General features: G+C 65.7%; 14 protein-coding genes. 4 read left to right on the forward strand and 10 right to left on the reverse strand.

What is annotated here, in order from left to right; genetic code table 11:
- The 6 genes from KAK06_RS21180 to hemE all read right to left on the reverse strand — a co-directional run.
- The coding region (locus tag KAK06_RS21180) for a calcium-binding protein (RefSeq protein WP_210804157.1) at positions 1-3,076 on the reverse strand (3,076 nt) is incomplete at its 3' end.
- Entirely contained in the window at positions 3,073-3,399 is a 327-nt protein-coding gene (locus KAK06_RS21185) for a hypothetical protein (RefSeq protein WP_210804158.1), read from the reverse strand. The genes KAK06_RS21185 and KAK06_RS21180, both read right to left, overlap by 4 nt.
- Positions 3,400-3,576: 177 nt before the next feature.
- Positions 3,577-5,043, reverse strand: a complete 1,467-nt coding sequence (locus KAK06_RS21190) for an HlyD family type I secretion periplasmic adaptor subunit (protein WP_210804159.1) — start codon at positions 5,041-5,043, stop codon at positions 3,577-3,579.
- A complete protein-coding gene (locus tag KAK06_RS21195; RefSeq protein WP_375140908.1) occupies positions 5,040-7,223 on the reverse strand; it encodes a type I secretion system permease/ATPase in 2,184 nt (727 codons plus the stop codon). The genes KAK06_RS21190 and KAK06_RS21195 overlap by 4 nt, the downstream gene beginning before the upstream one ends.
- A gap of 259 nt (positions 7,224-7,482) precedes the next feature.
- Positions 7,483-9,576, reverse strand: a complete 2,094-nt coding sequence (gene priA / locus KAK06_RS21200; protein WP_210804160.1) for a replication restart helicase PriA — start codon at positions 9,574-9,576, stop codon at positions 7,483-7,485.
- A 388-nt stretch (positions 9,577-9,964) separates the two neighbouring features.
- Entirely contained in the window at positions 9,965-11,050 is a 1,086-nt protein-coding gene (gene hemE / locus KAK06_RS21205; RefSeq protein WP_210804161.1) for a uroporphyrinogen decarboxylase, read from the reverse strand.
- 31 nt (positions 11,051-11,081) lie between these two features.
- On the opposite strand from hemE, the gene KAK06_RS21210 reads away from it, so the two are divergent.
- Genes KAK06_RS21210 through KAK06_RS21225 form a run of 4 tightly spaced genes read left to right on the forward strand, consistent with a single transcriptional unit; the run spans position 11,082 to position 14,936 of the window.
- A complete protein-coding gene (locus KAK06_RS21210) occupies positions 11,082-12,878 on the forward strand; it encodes a DUF885 domain-containing protein (protein WP_210804162.1) in 1,797 nt (598 codons plus the stop codon).
- Positions 12,879-12,927: 49 nt separating this feature from the next.
- Complete coding sequence (locus KAK06_RS21215; RefSeq protein WP_210804163.1) at positions 12,928-13,560, forward strand: LemA family protein; 633 nt, start codon at positions 12,928-12,930, stop codon at positions 13,558-13,560.
- Positions 13,561-13,563: 3 nt separating this feature from the next.
- Positions 13,564-14,427, forward strand: coding sequence for a TPM domain-containing protein (locus KAK06_RS21220; protein WP_210804164.1), 864 nt, complete (start codon positions 13,564-13,566; stop codon positions 14,425-14,427).
- The gene (locus KAK06_RS21225) at positions 14,427-14,936 is read left to right on the forward strand and encodes a TPM domain-containing protein (RefSeq protein ID WP_210804165.1); all 510 of its coding nucleotides are present in this window, start codon (positions 14,427-14,429) and stop codon (positions 14,934-14,936) included. The genes KAK06_RS21220 and KAK06_RS21225 overlap by 1 nt, the downstream gene beginning before the upstream one ends.
- Before the next feature lie 63 nt (positions 14,937-14,999).
- Here KAK06_RS21225 and KAK06_RS21230 read toward each other — a convergent pair whose 3' ends face one another.
- The 4 genes from KAK06_RS21230 to atpA all read right to left on the reverse strand — a co-directional run bounded on the left by KAK06_RS21230 (position 15,000) and on the right by atpA (position 19,472).
- Complete coding sequence (locus tag KAK06_RS21230) at positions 15,000-15,419, reverse strand: F0F1 ATP synthase subunit epsilon (protein WP_210804166.1); 420 nt, start codon at positions 15,417-15,419, stop codon at positions 15,000-15,002.
- Positions 15,420-15,494: 75 nt separating this feature from the next.
- On the reverse strand, positions 15,495-16,901 hold the full coding sequence (atpD, locus tag KAK06_RS21235; protein ID WP_210804167.1) for a F0F1 ATP synthase subunit beta: 1,407 nt from the start codon (positions 16,899-16,901) through the stop codon (positions 15,495-15,497).
- Between the two features lie 53 nt (positions 16,902-16,954).
- Positions 16,955-17,839 carry a F0F1 ATP synthase subunit gamma gene (atpG, locus tag KAK06_RS21240; RefSeq protein WP_210804168.1) on the reverse strand — a complete coding sequence of 295 codons (885 nt, stop codon included), beginning with the start codon at positions 17,837-17,839 and terminating at the stop codon, positions 16,955-16,957.
- A 79-nt stretch (positions 17,840-17,918) separates the two neighbouring features.
- Positions 17,919-19,472, reverse strand: a complete 1,554-nt coding sequence (gene atpA / locus KAK06_RS21245) for a F0F1 ATP synthase subunit alpha (RefSeq protein ID WP_210804169.1) — start codon at positions 19,470-19,472, stop codon at positions 17,919-17,921.
- Positions 19,473-19,547 lie beyond the last annotated feature (75 nt).

Here is a 19,547-nt window from a genome sequence, read left to right on the forward strand (position 1 = left end):
TCGCGACATCCGCGTTGAACTGGTTGCTGATCGTCACCTGCTCTCCGCTGTCAAAGCGCAGCACCAGGTTGTTGTCCCGGCGCTCCAGAGCGCTCAGCCGCGTAGACGCCAGGTCGGCAAAGCGCACTGTGTCCACATTGCCCGGCGTGCTGTCGTACTCGCTCACCGTGTCCACGCCGTCACCCGCCTTCATCAGGTAGGTGTCGCCGCCCACGCCACCGTCCAGCGAGTCATTGCCCACACCGCCCACCAGGGTGTCGGCACCCACGCCCCCAAGAAGCGTGTCATTGCCATGGGCTCCATCAACGCTGTCGTCGCCTGCTGCAGCATTGAAATAGTCCGCAGAGCCGCCCAATCCGATCAGGTCGTTGCCATCGGTCGCAGCGCCTGCAAGGCGGCCAATGTCCTCCCTGGTCAGAACCGCACCGTCGAACAGGTACACGGCATCCACACCCGCTAAGCCGTCGGCATTGAACTGGCCCACGACCAGTGATTGGTCAGTGGTGGCACGAAACGAAATCACTAAGTCGTTGCCGGACCTGAACAGCGACAGATCCTCCATCTTCACGCCTTGCCGGATCTGCAGGAGATCCAGGGAGTTCGGATCCGCGTCTCGACTGTCGATGGTGTCCTTGCCACCCCCCACGCTCATCAGATAGAGGTCAGATCCGGTTCCACCAACCATCCAGTCGTCACCGGATCCGCCGTCAAGGACATCGTTTCCGACGTCGCCGTACAGCGCATCCCGACCGTCGCCCCCAAACAGGCGGTCGTCGCCTTCCCCGCCGTGGGCCAGATCATCGCCCCCCGATGCATCGATCAGGTCGTCTCCCTGTCCTCCATTGAGAGAACTGGCGCCGCCATCACCAAGGAAGATGTCAGCGCGTGCCGACCCTGTGGAGACGTCCGCCATGAGGACGTCCATGGCCGCGAGAGCGTCGGCAGTGCCTGCGTTCTTTGGCAGGAGCTCGATGTAGTGCCTCAGCAACCCTGGTCCATCCAGCCCGATCGCGTCCAGACTGGCCGCTGCCACCCGGTTCATGTCGACGAGGTCCTGCACGGCAGCCAAACCATCCTGATTGCTGCGGGCCTCCAGCATGGCCAGCGTACCGCTCACGTCAAAAGAGACCGTGTCTTCATCCAAGCGGAGCGTGGCGGCCTCGAAGTACGGATTCAAGCGCGTCTGGACAACCAGCGCCCCGTAGACGGACTCCGACAGTTCACGGTATGCATCATTGATGAGCTGAACTTGCTCATCGGCGATGCGGATTTCGAAGTGAAGACCCGGGTCCGTGCCGCCACCTCCGCCACCGCCACCGTCGCCATCGCCAATGGGATCCTTGGACGCCACCTCGGTGAAATCGAGAAACCGGGAACCATTGAATACCTCCAGCACCTCCAGCCGCCTCAAGATCACCAAGGCTTCTGGCGTCAGCACCTTGTGGGGGGGATAGCCCGGCGGCCCGTCGTAGGACCATTCGTAGTACTTGTCAGCGGCGAAACCGAAGTCGGCGGTGGCATACGCGCCGCCAGTCTGCTGGTCAGGGTCGGCGATGGTCCAATGCAGGGTCAATGTATGTTCGTCTTCAGCGACCACGGTACCGATCATCTCCCGGACATTGGAGCCGTCGGTCAATCGACCCGTGCCATCCGCCCACCGGATCAGCACGTCATCCAGTTGGGCGCGCTGCGCGTCCCGGTTTGCACCAGCAGCGAACGCTTCAACCGCCGCGACCAGACTGGCTGCTCGCTCGTCTGGCAGGCTCATCGCCTCCCTGAGGTCGCGCACCCAGCCGCTGCCCGACATGTCTGGCAGTGCCGCAGCACTGTCGCTGATGGGCACGTCATCTGGAAAATCGCGGTAAAACGGATTTTCCGACAGGTCAAGATTCGATGCAGCGCCGGTGATGTCCACACTCCCGGCGTCAGTCTGCGACCCATCAGTGCGGGTGACTGTGGCCGTGCCCGTCACCATGTTCCCATTCCCGAGATTCGTATTTTCGGACGTGTACTGCAGCGAAATGGACAGCACGCCTTGCTCTGACAGCGTACTCAGCTCACTTGCCTGGCTGACGCCATCGCCGTTCGCATCCCGCCACAGCCGAACCTGCTGAAACGCGGTATCGCGCGAATCGAATAGCTGATCACCATTGCTATCCAGACTCGCGAGTGCCTCGAAGCCATTGCTGGCCGTTCGCTGACCGCCGTATCCGTCACTGATCAGCGTATCGACGCCGAACAACTCGCGTCCTGAGTCAATGAGGCCGTTTCCGTTTCGATCCAAAGTGAGCCATGAATCATCCGGCCTCAGCCACCCAGTTCCCGTGCGTACACCGTCGCCATCGTGATCGAACAGAACTGGAATGCCACCACGAACGCCTAACGTCTCGATCCCGTCACCGTCCAAATCCAAAGCGAGCGGATCACGCCGTGGGCGCCAAGTAGTTGCAGACTGCCAAGCTGCGCTGCAGCTAATCGATATACCAAACGGATTCCCTCCATCCACAGACCAAGCGCAATCTGCGGGGTTTCCATTTCCGGCCCTGATCGCCCACCAAGACCTTATCGAATCCTCAATCTCCCGGATTCCATTGGCGATGGCTTCCGAGATCGGAGCTCGGGATGAGTATATTTCTTTGATGGCAGTGGCCGACGCGGCGATGGCTATACCCGTCGCCTTCGAGTACGGATCAGGACCAATAGTTGCCCCAATCGCCCCCGCTATGCCAACCATGCTGATTGATGAGATGACGATGGTATCGATTGCAGCTTGTCTCGCTGCATCATCTGGGGATCCAGCAATAACATCCATTGCAGACTGAATGGCGCTGATTTCATAGGCAGCCTGGGCTGCGAGGATTGTTAATCCGATAGGCGCCCCTCCAATCGCCTTAACAATGCCATTGATCTTCTCGTTTGCCGCAGCAGCAGCCTGAACAATGCCAGCAATACTCGCAACATCGCCCCTTGATATAGCCGAAATGTTCGATTCAATATTCTTCCAAATTTTGTGCGCATCAAGCGAAAGAATGGTTATTTCGCCCACCATCGCAGGCAAGGTCATGAAGTCACTCATTTACTCCCCTTAAGAACAACAGCCAGCAACACAAGCATTGCCGTGATTTGCCCAGCATACAGAAGACATCCAAGAGAAAATAAAACCCAATGCCTCCCACTCCACAAACGACCCGATGAACCGCCCACCCGCGGAAGAACAAGCAATTCCATCAAGCGAGAAGAGAAGTTCGCCGAAAGCGCCGCCGAGATAATAAATACAACAACACTAACCGCGAGCAATTTCCTTGTCTCTATCGCGGCGGCGAGCAAGATGGTAATAGCAAATGATAGCCAGAGCCCCACAGTTGCCGTCGACAGCACAGGATCGCGCTGAATCCACATAGATAATCGACCGATTACCGATCTAAGCATGATCACAAATCCATTCGAAAATTTTCCGATTTGCAAGCCACATCAGCAGGCGCCAAACGTAGGGCAACCTGTTTATCAGCTCATTCATTTGAACGGCATCCAAATCATACGGCCGATCACTTACACAAACGAATATAAACTGGATGGCTAGCGCTCCACAAATGCCTCTCCCGCCATCTCGCGAACAGGATCCAACAAGAAACTCAGAACCCGCCGATGCCCAGTTTTTATTTCCGCTGAAACAACCATCCCGGGCGCCAATGGCACTTCCCTGTTGCCAACACTTATGGCGCTTTGTTCAAGTTGCAGAGCGGCGCCAAACGCCGTATCGCTGGGCGCAGCGGCCCGCTGGTCGATCGAAGTCCTGTCTTCTGCGCGGATAACGTCGGCGGATACGTGGCGCACCGTGGCGCGAAGCGTTCCAAAGCGTGTGTAGGGAAACGTCTCCAGCTTGACCTCGGCATGCTGGCCCGGCCTGACAAAGCCGATGTCCTTGTTGGCGATAAGGACCTCGGCGCTGAGCGGAGCGCCATCCGGCACGATCACCATCAAAGCCTGTGCCGGTGTGACGACGCCCCCAGTGGTGTGAACGCTCAGCTGTTGCACGCGACCCGCCACCGGTGCGGAAAGCCGCGTGAGCTGATGGCGCAACTCGGCCTTGCGTTCCTCTTCGTCAAGCTGCTTCAATTTCAGCAAGGCCTGCGCCTCACGGTCGCGCAACTGGCGAATGGTCTCCGCTTGAAAGGCTGACTTCGCCCGGGACGCCTCCTTCCGCGCCGCTTTGGCCTCTTGAATGCGGGCTGCTGCGGCCGCCAGGTCGCGCTCTTGTTCGATACGCTCACGTGTGCGGTCCTGCCCAGCATGGCCCGCCAGAAAACCCTGTGCGCTCAGCGCCAGGTAGTCCGCCTCACGTTGCCGACTCAGTGGAACAGTGGCTTGCAGTTTGGCCTGCACGGCGCGCGCGGTTTCAACTTCTGCGTCCCGTCGGTCGTGTTCGGCTTCCAGCTTGTCCAGCTTCGCGCGAATGTCCAGCCACTCGGCCTTCAGATGGGCGAGCGTCTGCTGTTCGGCCCCCGCGTCCAGTTCAGGTGCGTTCGGCCTGCTTGGCAGGCGTCCCTTGTCCATGGCTTTTCGGAGGATTCTGCTGCGGACCGACTCGGACACAGCGGCTCGGCGCTCCTCTTCAAGACGCTGTCGGTCCGCTTGTGGGACGGTGGCGTCAAGCTCGATCAACAACTGGCCCGCCTGTACCGCATCGCCGTCACGCACATGGATCGCACGGACAACCCCGGACTCCAGGGGTTGCACCGTCTTGGTACGTTCATTGACCATCAGGCGGCCTGGGGCCACCGCGATGATGTCCACCTCGCCGAACCAGGACCAGGCCACGGCCAGTGCGAATGCAGTGCAAATCGCCCAGGCCGCCCGGCGAGGTGCTGGATGGATGGGCGTCTCCTGCAGGCTCAGTCGGGCTGGCAGAAAGGCGTGTTCATCCGCCATGCGTGGCGGGCCCAGCATGGCATGGCGGTGCTTCCAGGCGGCCTGGGTCACCACGGCGTAGCGGCGTAACAGAACGCACAAGGTGGAGCCGCCGCAAAGGTCGGTCCAGCTCATATTGCGGCCCCAGCGGCTGCGTGCGGGCCGGATTGCATGCGCCACAGTTTTGCGTACAACCCATCCGGCTGACGCAGCAGTTGATCGTGATGCCCAGCTTCGACGATCCTGCCGCCGTCGAGCGTGATGATTCGGTCGGCGTTTCGCACAGCGCTGAGGCGGTGGGCGATGATGATCACCGTGCGCCCTTGGCAGATCGCGCGCATGTTCTGCTGGATGATGGCCTCGCTCTCGTAATCGAGTGCGCTGGTGGCCTCATCGAGGATGAGGACTCGCGGATTGGAAAACAGCGCGCGGGCGATCGCTATACGCTGCCGCTGACCGCCCGACAGGCTGGCGCCTTGTTCACTGACCAAGGTGTCATAGGCTTGCGGAAGCTCCCCGATGAATTCATGTGCACCCGCCAGCTTCGCTGCCTGAATGACCATTTCCAGCGGTGCAGCTGGATCAGCGATGGCAATGTTCTCGCGCACACTCCGGTTGAACAGCAGGTTCTCTTGGAGCACCACCCCCACCTGCCGACGCAACTGGGCTGGATCCACGGACGTCAGATCCAGGCCGTCGATGAGAATTCGTCCTTGTTCAGGGGTGTGAAGTCGCTGGATCAATCGGGTCAAGGTACTCTTGCCGGACCCACTGCGGCCGACAACACCCAAGACTTCACCGGGTTTGATGTCGAGTGAGAGCTGTTGAATGACCGGGGGCGCATCCGGTCGGTAACGGAAGCTCACCTGATCCAGTGTGATTCGACCCTGCAAGGGGGGCAGATGGGCAGCTGTGGCGCTCAGCCGTTCAGTGGGACTGTCGAGAATGTCTGCAAGGCGTGCCATCGACAAACCGGTCTGCTGAAGATCAGCCCACATCTGCGCCAGGCGCATTACTGGTTGAGCCACCCGGGCAGCGAACATGTTGAAGGCAACGAACTGCCCCACGGTCAATTCGCCGTTCATGACCAATCGCGCGCCCCACCACAGCAAGGCCACATTGGAAATCCTGCCGATCAGCTGGACGCCCTCATTGGCCAGTTGCGCCAAAGTCTGCGTTCGAAAGCTGGAGGACACATAGGCCGCCAGTTGCTGGTCCCAGCGCCGTTGCATCTGCGGCTCCAGCGCCGAGGCCTTCACGGTCTGGATGCCATGGATGCTCTCCACGAGGAGGGCCTGGTTTTCGGCGCCTCGGGCGAATTTTTCGGACAGCCTCTGGCGAAGCAATGGGAGGACCAACACGCTGAGCGCGATGTACAGCGGAATCGACGCCAGGACGATCAACGTCAGTGTGACGCTGTAACCGAACATCAGCGCCAGAAAGACCGTCGAGAAGAGCAGATCCAACAACACGGTGAGTGCATTGCCGGTCAGGAAACTTCGGATGCTCTCCAGTTCCCGGACACGTGCGACAGAGTCTCCTACTCGCCTCGCGTGGAAGTAGGCCAGCGGCAGGTGCAGCAGATGGCTGTACAGCCGGCTGCCGAGCTCGACATCGATCCGGTTGGTGGTATGGCTGAAGATGTATGTCCGCAGGATGCTCAAGGCACTCTCGAACACCGTCACCAGCAGCAGGCCGATAACCAGAACATCAAGGGTTGCCATTCCCCTGTGCACCAGCACCTTGTCCATGACCACCTGAAAGAACAGCGGAGACACCAGCGCGAAGAGTTGCAAGAACAGCGAGATCACCACAACTTCGCCGAACAGCCATCGGTACTTGACCAGTGACGGGATGAACCAACTGAAGTCGAATCGGGCGGTTTGCCCGATCAGGCTCGCTCGGCTGGCGATCAGCACCAAATCGCCAGACCAGCGACTGCAGAAATCCTCCATGGTGACGATCTGCGGCCTGGCATCGTCGCCAGTGCCGAGCAGAAGGACCCGGTCGCCTTCCACCTTGGCGAGTACGGTGGTGTGTTGCCCGCGAGCGTCTAGCGTAAATGCCAGTGCTGGCAACGGCTGCATCGCAAGCCGCTCAGCAGCTGGGCGGACACGTTTGGCCCGCAGATGTAGCCATTTGGCAGCGCGCAGCAGTTCTTCGAAGGACGCTGGCGCTAGCGATGTCAGTGCAAGTTCATGGCGCAGCTGGCTGGGATCCGCGGGTACATGATGGAACCTCGCCACAAGGCACAAGGCCTCCAATGCCCCCCAGGACCGATCACTGCTTTCGGCGGATTCAGACTTCAACAACACACCGCTCCCTGGAAACCAATAGGGAGCGGCATTCCAACGACTGAGGCGCCTTTCGATCCCTGGGCTTGGTCGAGCCCGCTTGTTCTATTTCCCAGGGTAATGTCAAACGGCGCTACAGCCACCCCCCCCAAAAGGGGGGTGCGTGGGATAACCGCTACTTAGTTGTGAGAGACCCCGCACAGGCCTCGCAATATCGGCTCACGGAAACCCCACCTGAGATCTCAGCGACAACGACGCCGGCTTGAGCACGACAGATCGTTCAAATGTCCAAGGGATCGACGTCCACCGCCCAGCGCGCCAGGCCCTTGTGCGCCGCGCGCAGCGGCCCCAGCTGCGGCGCCCACTGCGCCAGCAGCCACTGCAGCCGGGCGCGCGAGCGCGCCTCCAGCAGCATCTGGCGGCGCTCGAAGCCGGCCACCTTGGCCACGTGCGGCGCCACCGGTGAATAGACCACCAGTTCATCCGCCAGCTCGGGCGGCATCAGCGCGCGCGCGGCGTCGCGGGCTTCGCGCAGGAAGGCCTCGGCCACCGCTGGGTCGCGTGCCTCGCAACGCAGCAGCGCCAGGTGGCTGTAGGGCGGCAGGCCGGCCATCTCGCGCTCGGCCAGCTGACTCTGCGCGAAGGCGGCGAAGTCGTGCGCGCGCAGTGCCGCGAACAGCGCGTGGCCGGGGGTCCAGGTCTGGATCCACATCTCGCTGCGCGCGGCGGCCTGCGCATCGCGGCCGGCGCGGCCGGCGGCCTGCATCAGCGTGGCGAACAGGCGCTCGGGCGCACGGAAGTCCGAGGTGAAGAGGGCGCCATCCGGGTTCACTGCAGCCACCAGCGTGACGCGGCGGAAGTCGTGCCCCTTGGTCACCATCTGCGTGCCCACCAGCACGTCCACGTCGCCGGCATGCACGGCCGCCAGCTGGGCCTCCAGGCTGCCCTTCAGGCGGGTGCTGTCGGCGTCGATGCGGGCCACGCGCACCGGCCCGCCGCCGGGACGTTCGATGTCCTGCAGCAGCTCGGCCACCTGCTCCTCGAGCCGCTCGGTGCCCCGGCCGATCGGCTCGATGTCGAGGTTGCCGCAGTCCGGGCAGGCGCGCGGCACGCGGTCGGCAAAGCCGCAGTGGTGGCAGCGCAGCGTGCGGTCGCGCTTGTGGAACACACGCCAGGCGCTGCAGTGCGGGCAGCCGCTCTTCCAGCCGCAGGCGCTGCACCCCAGCACCGGGGCGAAGCCGCGGCGGTTGAGGAACAGCAGCGTCTGCTCGCCGCGCTCGACGCGCTGGCGCATCGCCTGCAGCAGCGGCGCGGCCAGCGGCGGTGCCTCACGCCCGGCCGGTGGCTTGGGCTGCTGGGTCATGTCCAGCACGGTGACACGCGGCAACTCGCCCTGGCCGATGCGCTCGGGCAGGCTGAGCAGCCGGTAGCGGCCCGCCTGCGCGTGCAGCCAGGTCTCCAGCGACGGCGTGGCCGAGCCCAGCAGCACCGGCACGCGCTCGAGATGGCCACGGTAGACGGCCAGGTCGCGTGCCGAGTAGCGCGCACCGTCCTGCTGCTTGTAGCTGGGGTCGTGCTCCTCGTCGACCACCACCACGCCCAGGCGCGGCAGCGGACAGAACACCGCCAGCCGCGTGCCCAGCACCAGGTCGGCCTGGCCCAGGTGGGCCAGCAGCCAGTGCTGCAGCCGCTGCGCCGGGGTCAGGCCGCTGTGCAGCGTGACCAGGCGACGGCCGGGAAAGCGTTCGGCGAAGCGCGCTTCCAGCTGCGGCGTCAGGTTGATCTCGGGCACCAGCACCAGCGCCTGCCGGCCGGCCTCCAGCGCCGCCTCGGCGGAGCGCAGGTAGACCTCGGTCTTGCCGCTGCCGGTGACGCCGTGCAGCAGATGGCAGGCGGGATCGGCGTCGCCGCGGCAGGCCGGCAGCAAGGTGGCCAGCACCGCCGCCTGCCCGGGGCTGAGGGCGGGCCGCGGCGGTGCCTCGGCCGAAGGATCCGGGGCGGGCCGCCTGGCCAGCTTGACCAGGCGCCGATCCAGGCCATCGGCCTCCAGCCGGCGCAGTTCGGGGGGCAGCACGGCCAGCGCGATCTCGCCCACCGAGCGCTGGTAGTAGCGGGCGCTGAAGTCGATCAGCCGGCGCCAGGGCCCGTCCAGCGGTGGCAGCGCCTGCAGCACCTCGGAGACGGGTTTGAGCAGTCTGTCGTCACACGGGGCGGCATCCGGGTCGACATCCCAGACCAGACCCGGCACATCGCGTTTGCCCAGCGGCACTCGCACCAATGTTCCCGGCAAGAGTGGCTGCTCACTCAAGTAGTCCAGGCAAGGGGCCAGTCCGGCGTACTGCGGTGTCTCGACCGCCACAGAGACGCGTATCACCGCACAGCCTCAACTTGGCACTGAAAGCTGAAATCCACATCAGCTGACCAGCCTAAGTCAATGATTGTGAAGCGTTTTCCAAGTTGCCCACTTTTTCTGTGGATAACTTTGTGGGAAAGCTGACCCGGGCGGCCGCAAGTGCTTGATCCACCGGGGCCGCGCCTGGATTGCCCCGTTTCGCAGCAAGGCGAATTAACCATTGCGAATCAACCACTTACCACGAAACGCCTAGCGTTTGACGGATCCGTGACAGCCCCAGGGTCCGGTCACGCTCGCTGCCGCAGCTTTGGGGATAAGTCAAGCCCTGAGCACTCACTTACCCCCTCCTTCGCGACGCTGCGTGCGCTCGTCCTTGCGTCAGCGCAGAGGCGCGGCGAATGGGCCGGTCTCAGGCCCGCAACTGGCGCGAATGCCGATGCACCGCCTCCACCAGCGCCGCCACATGGTCAGGCGGCGTGAACTGGCTGATGCCGTGGCCCAGGTTGAAGATGTGGCCATCCCAGCCGCCATCGGCGCGCTGCGGGCGGCCGAAGCTGTCGAGCACCTTGATGGCCTCGGCCTGCACCGCGGCGGGCGGGGCGAACAGCACATTGGGATCGAGGTTGCCCTGCAGCGCCACCTTGGCGCCCACCGCCGCACGGGCCTGGGCCAGGTTGACGGTCCAGTCCAGACCGACGACGTCGGCACCGCAGTCGGCAATCTCCTGCAGCCACAGCCCGCCGCCCTTGGTGAAGACGATCACCGGGATGCGCTGGCCGTCCTTCTCGCGCTGCAGTTGCGACACCACGCGGCGGGTGTAGTCCAGCGAGAAGCGCTGGAAGGCGCCGTCGGCCAGCACGCCGCCCCAGCTGTCGAAGACCATCACCGCCTGGGCGCCGGCATCGATCTGGGTGTTCAGGTACAGCGCCACCGCGTCGGCATTGACCTGCAGGATGCGGTGCATCAGGTCGGGGCGGCTGTACATCAGGCTCTTGACCTGGCGGTAGTCGTCCGAGCCGCCGCCCTCCACCATGTAGCAGGCCAGCGTCCAGGGGCTGCCGGAGAAGCCGATCAGCGGCACCCGGCCGTTCAGGGCTTTGCGGATGGAAGTGACGGCATCGAACACGTAGCGCAGCTTGTCCATGTCGGGCACGACCAGTTCGGCCACGGCGGCCTCGTCGCGCACGACCTTGGCGAACTTCGGGCCCTCGCCCTGCTGGAAGCTCAGGCCCAGGCCCATCGCGTCGGGCACGGTCAGGATGTCCGAGAACAGGATGGCCGCGTCCAGCGGGTAGCGCTCCAGCGGCTGCAGCGTCACCTCGGTGGCGTAGTCGACGTTGGTGGCCAGGCCCATGAAGCTGCCGGCCTTGGCGCGCGTGGCGCAGTACTCGGGCAGGTAGCGGCCAGCCTGGCGCATCAGCCACATCGGGGTGTGCGGCGTGGGTTGGCGCAGGCAGGCGCGCAGGAAGCAGTCGTTGGCAAGGGGGGCAAACATGGGGCGATTATCGCCGGGCGATACTTGGCCGATGCTGATGATCACCCGCCCCCACCACCTGCACTGGCGCGGCTGGCTGTGCGCCGCCCTGCTGGGACTGGCCGCCACACTGGCCCAGGCCGCCAGCGCCTCGCGCGAGCTGCAGCGCCTGTTCGACGAGCACTGGCGCTGGCAGATGCGCCACCAGCCCGAGTGGGCCTCGTCGCTGGGCGTGGTTGAGGCCGGCGAGCGCTGGGACGACCACTCCCCCGCCGCGCTGGACGCGGCCGACGCCCACGAGCGCCAGCTGATGCAGCGCCTGAAGCGCATCGACCCCCGCCAGCTGCGCGGCGAGGAGCGCCTGTCCTGGGAGATCTTCCACCACGACCTGGCGCTGGCCATCGAGCAGCAGCGCCACCCGGTGCTGCGCACCCTGGTGTTGTCCAGCGTAGCAGGTCCGCACCTGGCGCTGTCGGGCGTGCTGCAGGACATGCCGATGACCAGCGAGGCCGACGCCCGCCGCGTGCTGGCCCGGCTGGCGGCCTGGCCGGCGCGCGTGGAGCAGGACCTGGCGCTGGCGCGCGAGGGGCTGAAGCGGGGCTGGGTCAGCCACCAGGCCTCGCTGCAACGCCTGCTGGGGCAGCTGGACGGCCAGCTGGCGCTGCCGCCGCGGCAGCAGCCGGCCTTCGAGCCGATGGCGCGCCTGCTGGCCGCCGGCCCCGAGGTGATGGTGACGCCCGCGCGCCGCGAAGCCCTGGCGGCCGAGGCCGAGGCGCTGATCGTGCAGCGCATCGCGCCCGCGCTGCGCACGCTGCGCCGTGCGGTGGCCGAGGAGCTGCTGCCGGCCGCGCCGGCCAACGGCAGCCTGTCGCTGCGCCCCGGTGGCGCCGAGGTCTACCGCCTGCTGGTGCGCGAGCAGACCACCACCGACCTGACGCCGACGCAGATCCACGCGATCGGCCTGGCCGAGGTCCAGCGCCTGCGTGCCGAGATGGACGCGCTGCGCGCCAGCACCGGCTTCGTCGGCGACTTTGACGCCTTCGTGCGCTTTCTTTACACCGATCCGCGCTTCTTCCACCGCAGTGCCGAGGCGCTGCTGGACGGCTACCGCAGCCTGGCCAAGCGGGTTGATCCGGCGCTGCCGCGCTTGTTCGCCACGCTGCCGCGCCAGCCCTATGGCATCCGAGCGATCCCGCCCGACCAGGGCGCCGGCATGGCCGACAGCTACAGCAGCGGCAGCCCCGACAACAGCCGCCCCGGCTGGTTCAACACCAATGTCGTGGCGCTGGACCAGCGACCGATCTGGCAGATGGAAGCCCTGTTCCTGCACGAGACCGTGCCCGGCCACCACCTGCAGGGCGCCCGCGCCCAGGAGCTGACCCAGCTGCCCGAGTGGCGCCGCCATGCCTGGCATGTGGCCTATGGCGAAGGCTGGGCGCTGTACGCCGAGGGCCTGGGCGAATCGCTGGGGCTGTACCAGGACCCGTACAGCCGCTTTGGCCGCCTCAGCTACGAGGCCTGGCGCGCCGCACGCCTGGTGGTGGACACGGGCATCCACGCGCTGGGCTGGAGCCGGGAGCAGGCGATCGACTACATCAGTGGCTGCTGCGGCATGGGGCGCGAGGAGATGGCCGCCGAGGTGGACCGCTACTTCGCCTGGCCGGCCCAGGCCCTGGGTTACAAGCTGGGCCAGATGCACATCCTGGCGCTGCGCGAGCAGGCCCGCCAGGCGCTGGGCGAGCGTTTTGACATCCGCGGCTTCCACCAGGCGGTGCTGGACCATGGCTCGGTGCCGCTGCCGGTGCTGGACCGCATCGTCGCCGACTGGATCCGCAGCCAGCGCCCTTGATCCGCGCCACCGCACCCCCAACTATCCGCCGTTGCCTGAAAGGACCCCCATGAGCTCCACCCCCTCCCGATCCTCCCGGCGCCTGCTGGCCAGCGCCACACTGGTGGTTGCCACGCTGGGCCTGGGCGGCTGCGGCTACAACGACTTCCAGCGCCTGGACGAGCAGGTCAAGGCCGACTGGTCCGAGGTGCTGAACCAGTACCAGCGGCGCGCCGACCTGATCCCCAACATCGTGGCCACCGTCAAGGGCGAGGCCAACTTCGAGCAGGAGACGCTGACCAAGGTCATCGAGGCGCGCTCGCGCGCCACCAGCATCCAGGCCACGCCCGAGCTGATCAACAACCCGCAGGCCTTCCAGCAGTTCCAGGCCGTGCAGGGCCAGCTCAGCAGCGCGCTGTCGCGCCTGATGGTGGTCAGCGAGAGCTACCCCACGCTGAAGGCCAACCAGGGCTTCCAGGACCTGCGCGTGCAGCTGGAGGGCACCGAGAACCGCATCACCGTGGCGCGCAACCGCTACATCGACTCGGTGAAGACCTACAACGTGCTGGCACGCAGCTTCCCCAGCAACCTCACGGCCATGGTCTTCAGCTACCAGCCCAAGCCCAGCTTCACGGTCGAGAACGAGGCGGCGATCAGCCAGCCGCCGGCGGTGAGCTTCGACAAGCCGGCGTCGGCCAAGTAAGCCATGCGTGCGCTGCTGCGCTGGCTGGCCCTGGCGGCCTGCCTGCTGGCCGGCGGGGCCTGGGCGCAGGCGCTGTTGCCGGTGCCGGCGCTGACGGCGCGGGTGATCGACCAGACCGCCACGCTCAGCCCCGCCCAGCAGCAGGCGCTGGAGGCCAAGCTGGCCGCCTTCGAGGCGCAGTCGGGGCCGCAGATCGTCATCCTGCTGGTGCGCAGCACCGCGCCCGAGGACATCGCCGCCTTCGCGTTCCGGGTGGCTGACCAGTGGAAGATCGGCCGCCGCGGCGTGGGCGACGGCCTGCTGGTGCTGGTGGCCAAGGACGACCGCGTGGCGCGCATCGAGGTGGCGCGCGCGCTGGAAGGCGCGGTGCCCGACCTGGCCGCGCGGCAGGTGATTGACCGCGCGATGGTGCCCGCCTTCCGCCAGGGCGACTACGCCGGCGGCCTGAACCTGGCGGTGGACCAGCTGATCGGCCGGATCTCGGGCGAAGGCCTGCCTTCGCCACAGGCGCCTTCGCGTGGTCCGCGGCTGGCTGGTCTCGACGGCCTGCCCAGCTGGATCTGGTGGGCGCTGCTGGCGGTGCCCCTGGCGATCTCGGCGGTGCGCGCGATGCTCGGCCCCGGCGCCGGGGCGCTGCTGATGGGCGGCGCCGGTGTGGCCGGCGGCTGGTGGCTGGCCAGCCTGGGCGTGGGCCTGGTGGCCGGCGGGGTGCTGGCGCTGGTCACGGCGCTGGGCGTGGGCGAGGCGCTGCGCCTGGTGCTCAGCGGGGCGGCGCGTGGCGGCTTGGGTGGCGGTGGCGGTGGGGGCGGCTTCTCGTCGGGCGGCGGTGGCTCGTTTGGCGGCGGCGGCGCCTCGGGGAGGTGGTGATGGGCAGTCCACTGGGTCGCTGGGTGCGGCACGCCTGGCACGCGCTGGGCAGCGACGGCCGCTGGCTGGACGCCACGGCACGCCAGCACATTGCCGAGCGCATTGCCGCCAGCGAGGCCGGGCACGGCGGCGAGATCCGCGTGTGCATTGAACGCGCCTTGCCAGCCGCGGCATTGCGCCAGGGGGTCAGCGCCCGCGCACGCGCCCAGGCCTGCTTTGGCGAGCTGGGGGTGTGGGACACCGCCGAGCGCTGTGGCGTGCTGGTCTACCTGCTGCTGGCCGAGCAGGCGATCGAGCTGGTGGCCGACCGCGGCATCACCCAGCGCGTGCCGGCAGCGCAGTGGCAGGCCCTGGTCGACGGCCTGGGCAGCGCGCTGCGCGGCGGACAGCGCGAGGCCGGTCTGCTGGCCACCATCGACGCACTGGACGCGCTGCTGCGTGCGCATTTTCCGCTGCGCGACGGCCAGGCCAATCCCGACGAGCTGCCCAACAAGCCGGTGCTGCGCTGAGCGGCGCATGAAAAAACCCGCCGGGCGTGACCGCCGGGCGGGTGGATGCGGAGCCAGGGCCGGTCAGCGGCTCTTGCGCAGCTTCTGGATCGCGGCCAGCTGGGCGGCCATGGTGGCGAACTCGCTTTGCGCGCTGGCGAAGTCGATGTCGCTCTTGGCGTTCTTCATCGCTTCCTCGGCAGCCTTCTTGGCTTCGTTGGCCTTGGCCTCGTCGAGGTCATGGCCGCGGATCGCGGTGTCGGCCAGCACGGTCACGGTGCCCGGCTGCACTTCCAGGATGCCCCCGGCGACGAAGACGAACTCTTCCTCGCCGTTGTCGGCACGCTCGATGCGCACCGCGCCCGGCTTGATGCGGGTGATCAGCGGCGTGTGGCGGGGCAGGATGCCCAGCTCGCCGTTCTCGCCCGGCAGCGCGACGAATTTCGCCTCGCCCGAGAAGATGTTCTCTTCGGCGGAGACGACGTCGACGTGAATCGTTGCCATGTTGGTTTCCTAGCGTTGAAGAAGGTTCAGTAAGCGAACAGACGGATGCCCGTGAAGGCATCCGACGCTCCGGCCTTACTGGATCTTCTTCGCCTTCTCAAAAGCCTCGTCGATGGTGCCGACCATGTAGAAGGCCTGCTCGGGCAGGTGATCACACTCGCCGGCGACGATCATCTTGAAGCCGCGGATGGTTTCCTTCAGCGGCACGTACTTGCCCGGCGAGCCGGTGAACACTTCGGCGACGTGGAAGGGCTGCGACAGGAAGCGCTGGATCTTGCGGGCGCGGGCCACGGCCAGCTTGTCTTCCGGCGACAGCTCGTCCATGCCCAGGATCGCGATGATGTCGCGCAGTTCCTTGTAGCGCTGCAGCGTGGCCTGCACGGCGCGGGTGGTGCTGTAGTGCTCTTCGCCGATGACGTTCGGGTCGATCTGGCGGCTGGTCGAGTCCAGCGGGTCCACGGCCGGGTAGATACCCAGCGAGGCGATGTCACGCGACAGCACCACGGTGGCGTCCAGGTGGGCGAAGGTGGTGGCGGGCGACGGGTCGGTCAGGTCATCCGCCGGCACGTACACGGCCTGGATCGAGGTGATCGAGCCCACCTTGGTCGAGGTGATGCGCTCCTGCAGGCGGCCCATTTCCTCGGCCAGCGTCGGCTGGTAGCCCACGGCGGAAGGCATGCGGCCCAGCAGTGCGGACACTTCGGTACCGGCCAGGGTGTAGCGGTAGATGTTGTCCACGAAGAACAGCACGTCACGGCCTTCGTCGCGGAACGACTCGGCGATGGTCAGGCCGGTCAGGGCCACGCGCAGACGGTTGCCCGGGGGTTCGTTCATCTGGCCGTAGACCATGGACACCTTGGACTCGCCCAGGTTCTCCAGGTTCACGACACCGGAGTCGGCCATCTCGTGATAGAAGTCGTTGCCCTCGCGGGTACGCTCGCCCACACCGGCGAACACCGACAGACCGCTGTGGGCCTTGGCGATGTTGTTGATGAGCTCCATCATGTTCACGGTCTTGCCCACGCCGGCGCCACCGAACAGACCGACCTTGCCGCCCTTGGCGAACGGGCAGATCAGGTCAATCACCTTGATGCCGGTTTCCAGCAGTTCCTGCGAGGGGCTCAGCTCGTCGTAGGACGGGGCCTTGCGGTGGATCGAGGCGGTCAGCTCTTGCGAGACATCGCCGCGCTCGTCGATCGGGTTGCCCAGCACGTCCATGATGCGGCCCAGGGTGGCCTTGCCAACCGGGACGGTGATGGGGTTGCCGGTGTTGGTCACGGTGACGCCGCGGCGCAGGCCGTCGGACGAGCCCAGCGCGATGGTGCGGACAACGCCGTCACCCAGCTGCTGCTGGACTTCGAGGGTCAGCGCGGAGCCTTCCATCTTCAGGGCGTCATAGACGCGGGGCATCTGGTCGCGCGGGAATTCCACGTCCACGACGGCGCCGATGCACTGAACGATCTTGCCTTGGGCTTGAGTCATTTCCAGTTCCTTCAATCTTGATTCGTTTCGAACGCTGGGTCGAGCGTGTGCCGTCAACCGCTGATCGCGGCCGCGCCGCTGACGATCTCGGAGAGTTCCTTCGTGATCGCCGCCTGGCGGGTCTTGTTGTAGATGAGCTTGAGCTCACCGATCAGCGTGCCGGCGTTGTCGGTCGCGGCCTTCATCGCCACCATGCGGGCCGACTGCTCGGAAGCCATGTTCTCGGCCACGGCCTGGTAGACCAGCGCCTCGATGTAGCGGGTCAGCAGCTCGTCGATGACGGTGGCCGCGTCCGGCTCATACAGGTAGTCCCAGCTGTGGGCCGACTTCTCGGCGTCGGTCTGGGCCAGCGCGTCGGCCGACAGCGGCAGCAGCTGCTCGACGACCGGCTCCTGCTTCATCGTGTTGATGAACTTCGTGTAGCACAGGTAGACGGCGTCCACCTTGCCCTCGACGAAGGCATCCAGCATGACCTTGACCGGGCCGATCAGCTTCTCGATCTGCGGGGCGTCACCCAGGCCGGTGACCTGCGAGACCACCTTGGCGCCGATGCGGTTCAGGAAGCCGTAACCCTTGGAGCCGATCGCCACGGCCTCGACCTTGGCGCCAGCGCCCTGAACGTCCTTCATCTTGGCCGTGACGGCACGCAGGATGTTGGTGTTCAGGCCGCCGCACAGACCCTTGTCGGTGGTGACGACGACGAAACCGCTGACGCCCGATTGGCCGCCCTGGCGCATGTACGCCGAGTGGTATTCCGGGTTGGCCTGCGACAGGTTGGCGGTGATGTTGCGGATCTTGTCGCTGTAGGGGCGCGCGGAACGCATGCGTTCCTGCGCCTTGCGCATCTTCGACGCGGCGACCATTTCCATGGCCTTGGTGATCTTCTTGGTGTTCTCCACCGATTTGATCTTGCCGCGGATTTCCTTTCCGACTGCCATGACTGTTTCTCCTAGTGGGTGAGGGACGGCTCGCGCACGGTGTTGAGGCGGTGGCGGGCTGTCCCGTCAGTCAGTGGCTTCAGGCGAAGGACTTCTTGAAGGCGGCAATCGCGCCGTTCAGCTCTTCCTCGGCCGCCTTGTCCATGGCCTTGTCGGCTTCCATCTTGGCCAGCAGGGCCGCGTGGCTGGACTTCAGGAACTGGTGCAGGCCGCTCTCAAACGACAGCACCTTCTTGACCTCGATGTCGTCCAGGTAGCCCTTGTTGACGGCATACAGCGAGGCGGCCATCAGCGAGATCGACAGCGGCTGGTACTGGGCCTGCTTGAGCAGCTCGGTCACGCGGGCACCGCGGTCCAGCTGCTTCTTGGTCGAGGCGTCCAGGTCCGAGGCGAACTGCGCGAACGCGGCCAGCTCACGGTACTGGGCCAGGTCGGTACGGATACCGCCGGACAGGCTCTTGATCAGCTTGGTCTGGGCCGCGCCACCGACGCGCGACACCGAGATACCGGCGTTGATCGCGGGGCGGACACCGGCGTTGAACAGGTTGGTTTCCAGGAAGATCTGGCCGTCGGTGATCGAGATCACGTTGGTCGGCACGAAGGCGGACACGTCACCGGCTTGCGTCTCGATGATCGGCAGCGCGGTCAGCGAGCCGGTCTTGCCCTTGACTTCACCCTTGGTGAAGGCTTCGACGTAGTCGGCGTTCACGCGGGCGGCGCGCTCGAGCAGGCGGCTGTGGAGATAGAACACGTCGCCAGGGAAGGCTTCGCGGCCCGGCGGGCGGCGCAGCAGCAGCGAAACCTGGCGGTAGGCGACGGCCTGCTTGGACAGGTCGTCATAGATGATCAGGGCATCTTGACCGCGGTCGCGGAAGTACTCGCCCATCGTGCAGCCGGAGTAGGCCGAGACGTACTGCATCGCCGCCGATTCAGAGGCCGAGGCGGCCACGACGATGGTGTAGTCCATCGCACCAGCCTGCTCCAGCGAGCGCACCACGTTCTTGATCGACGAAGCCTTCTGGCCGATCGCAACGTAGATGCAGGTCATGTTCTGACCCTTCTGGTTGATGATCGCGTCGATCGCCACCGCGGTCTTGCCGGTCTGGCGGTCGCCGATGATCAGCTCGCGCTGGCCACGGCCGACGGGCACCATCGAGTCAATGCACTTCAGGCCGGACTGGACGGGCTGGTCCACCGACTTGCGGGCGATCACGCCCGGGGCGACCTTCTCGATGACGTCGGTCATCTTGGCGTTGATCGGGCCCTTGCCGTCGATCGGCTGACCCAGGGCGTTGACGACGCGGCCGATCAGCTCGGGGCCGACGGGCACTTCCAGGATGCGGCCCGTGCACTTGACGGTGTCGCCCTCGGAGATGTGCTCGTACTCGCCCAGAATCACGGCGCCGACCGAGTCACGCTCCAGGTTCAGCGCCAGGCCGAACGAAGGCTGGCCGTCCTTGCCGGCGGGGAATTCGAGCATTTCGCCCTGCATCGCATCGGACAGGCCGTGGACGCGGACGATGCCGTCGGTCACCGAGACGACGGTGCCCTGGTTGCGGATGTCCGCCGAGGCGCCGAGGCCCTCGATGCGGCTCTTGATCAGTTCCGAAATTTCTGCAGGATTGAGTTGCATTGCTTTCTCCGAAAGCGCGACAGCCGGGGTTGGGCCGTCTGTCGGTGGATATGCCTGTGGGTGGGTGCCTACGGT

Origin of the sequence: Ideonella aquatica, assembly GCF_018069755.1 — a bacterium.
Classification (GTDB): domain Bacteria; phylum Pseudomonadota; class Gammaproteobacteria; order Burkholderiales; family Burkholderiaceae_C; genus Ideonella; species Ideonella aquatica.